Here is a 2,307-nt window from a genome sequence, read left to right on the forward strand (position 1 = left end):
CCCACGCCCGGCGTGCGCGGCGCGGCAGGAACGTCGAGGCATCGCGATCCGCCCGGGGGCCGCCGGGCCGGTCCGCGGAGAGCGCGGCGACGAGCGCGGCGAACCGTGCCGACGCGAGCCAGGCGTCGACCTCGTCCTGCGCGAGGAGCCGGGCGGCGGAGCGGTCCTCGTCGATCCGCTGCTCGATGGGTCCGACGACCAGGGCAGGGTCCTCCTGCGCCAGTCGGCGCAGCAGGGTGTGCCGCTCGACGTGGGGGTCCCGGGCGGCCCCGAGCGCCCGCCCGAGGTCGGCGAGCTCGTCGCGCACGGGGTCGGTGACCGTGCGGTCCAGGGCCGGGCGGTACACCGAGAGGACGGCGCGCAGCCGGCGGGTGGCCACCCGCGCGTCGTGCACGGCGTCGTCGTCACCGGCACGGACGGCGGGAACCGCCGCGAGCAGGCGCTCCAGCTGCACCGCGACGTACGCCTGCACGACCTCGCCCGCGGTCTCCATGCGTCGAGGTTGGCACAGCCGGACGGCCGCACACGGTGATTCAGAGCGTGTCCCAGGTCCGCAGCACCCCGACGCGCCACGACGCCAGCACCACGAGCGCGCAGACGCCCAGCACCACGGCGGCGAAGACCGCGTCGCGGTGGTCCAGCGCGACGGGCCGGTGCACGGTCCGTTGACCCGAGCCCAGCCCACGGGTCTCCATCGCGATCGCCATCCGCTCGCCCTGCCGCAGCGCGACCACCAGCAGGGTGAACGCCGCCCTGGTGAGCGAGCCGGGGTCGCGTGGGAGGGCGCCCGCGCGGCGCCGGGGATCGCGCACGGACTGCGCCTGCCGGATCGTCGTCCACCGCTCCGGGAGGTCCTCCAGCACCCGGTAGCCGGCGAGCACGGCGAACGTCGGGCGCGCGCCGAGCCGGGCGTGCTGGTGCAGGCTCGTCATGAGTCGGGCGCCGTCGGTGGTCAGGCTGAACGCGACGGCGAGGATGCCGACGAGCACGGTGCGCAGGGCGAGCGCGGCGCCGATGGCCACGCCCGTGCCGGTCACCTCGAGCCCCAGCACCTCGGCGACGACCGGACCGTCGCGGGTGACGGCGTTCACGGCGAGCAGCGAGCACGCGAAGGGGCCGAACAGGAGCGCCGCGCCGCCGAGGGTCCGCCACGGGATCCGGCCCGCCACCAGGACGGCGGGCACCGCGACGACGAGCAGGGCCAGGGGCGTCCACGGGTCGACCGGTACCAGCAGGAGGACCGACACCACGAAGAACACGGCGAGCTTGACCGCGGGGTTGCGGCGGTGCAGGAGCGAGTCGTGGGGGAGTGCCTGCCCGAGGCGGCTCATGCCGGCACCGACGTCGTCCGCCCGGTGGCGGCGCGCAGGGCGCGCAGCACGTCGCGCACCCGGTGGTCGGTGGCTCGCCATGCCGCGAGCACCGGGGGCAGGGGCAGCCCGGCGCGTGCGAGGAGCGCGTCGTCGGCGAGGATCGCGTCCACCGGTCCGTGCGCCAGGGCGCGCCCCTCGCACAGCACCAGCACGTCGTCGGCGACCTCGCCCACCAGTCGCAGGTCGTGCGTCACCAGCACGATCCCTCGGCCCTCGTCCGCGAGCCGGCGCAGGGCGTCCGCGCAGGCCGCGGACGTGCGCCGGTCCTGGCCGAAGGTCGGTTCGTCGGCGAGGAGCACGTCGTGCCCGCACACCGCCATCGCCGCGAGGGAGAGCCGGCGCTGCTGACCGCCGGACAGCCGGAAGGGGTCGCGCTCCCCCAGCCCCGCCAGGCGGTACGCGTCCAGGGCGCCGGACACGCGTGCGTCGACGTCCGTCGCCCGCGCGCGCCGCGGTCCCCACGCGATCTCGTCGCGGACCGTGCGGGCGAGGAACTGGTGCTCCGGATGCTGGAACACGAGCCCCACCGACCCGCCGGCCACCGTCCCGACCGCGGGCACGAGCCCGGCGAGCGCGAGCAGCAGCGTGCTCTTCCCGGACCCGTTCAGGCCGACCACCGCGGTCACCCGGCCGGCGTGCACGTCGAGGTCGACGCTGTCGAGCACGGTGCGAGGCCCTCGCCGCACGGTCAGCCCACGAGCGCGCAGCACGCGCGGCCCCGACGCAGGCGGCGGAACGGGGTCGACCGGGAGCTGCCCGAGGGCGCCGACGCCCGCCGCCGCCAGCTCGGCCGACAGCGGCTGCCACGTGCCCAGGGGCGCGAGGGCGCGGGACTCCTCGTGCAGCACCTCGTGCGTGGGGCCGTCGGAGTGCACCCGGCCGTCCGGGCCGAGGACGAGCACCCGGGCGGGCAGCTGTCCGAGCTCGTCGAGCC

General features: G+C 77.1%; 3 protein-coding genes. All 3 read right to left on the reverse strand.

Going from position 1 to position 2,307, the window contains the following annotated elements; all coding sequences use genetic code 11:
* On the reverse strand, window positions 1–493 hold a 493-nt coding region (locus tag AC1DUQ_RS20940), incomplete at its 3' end, for a CHAD domain-containing protein (RefSeq protein WP_477074540.1).
* 40 nt (window positions 494–533) lie between these two features.
* Window positions 534–1,331, reverse strand: a complete 798-nt coding sequence (locus tag AC1DUQ_RS20945) for an energy-coupling factor transporter transmembrane component T family protein (protein ID WP_477062387.1) — start codon at window positions 1,329–1,331, stop codon at window positions 534–536.
* Window positions 1,328–2,307, reverse strand: a 980-nt coding sequence (locus AC1DUQ_RS20950) for an energy-coupling factor ABC transporter ATP-binding protein (protein ID WP_477074541.1), incomplete at its 5' end; no start/stop codon positions are given. The genes AC1DUQ_RS20950 and AC1DUQ_RS20945, both read right to left, overlap by 4 nt.

This window comes from Cellulomonas sp. P4_B5_2 (genome assembly GCF_056402235.1).

Bases quoted from the DNA above. Each gene is read 5' to 3' on its own strand.
- AC1DUQ_RS20945 (WP_477062387.1), bottom strand. From the start codon at position 1,331: ATGAGCCGCCTCGGGCAGGCACTCCCCCACGACTCGCTCCTGCACCGC.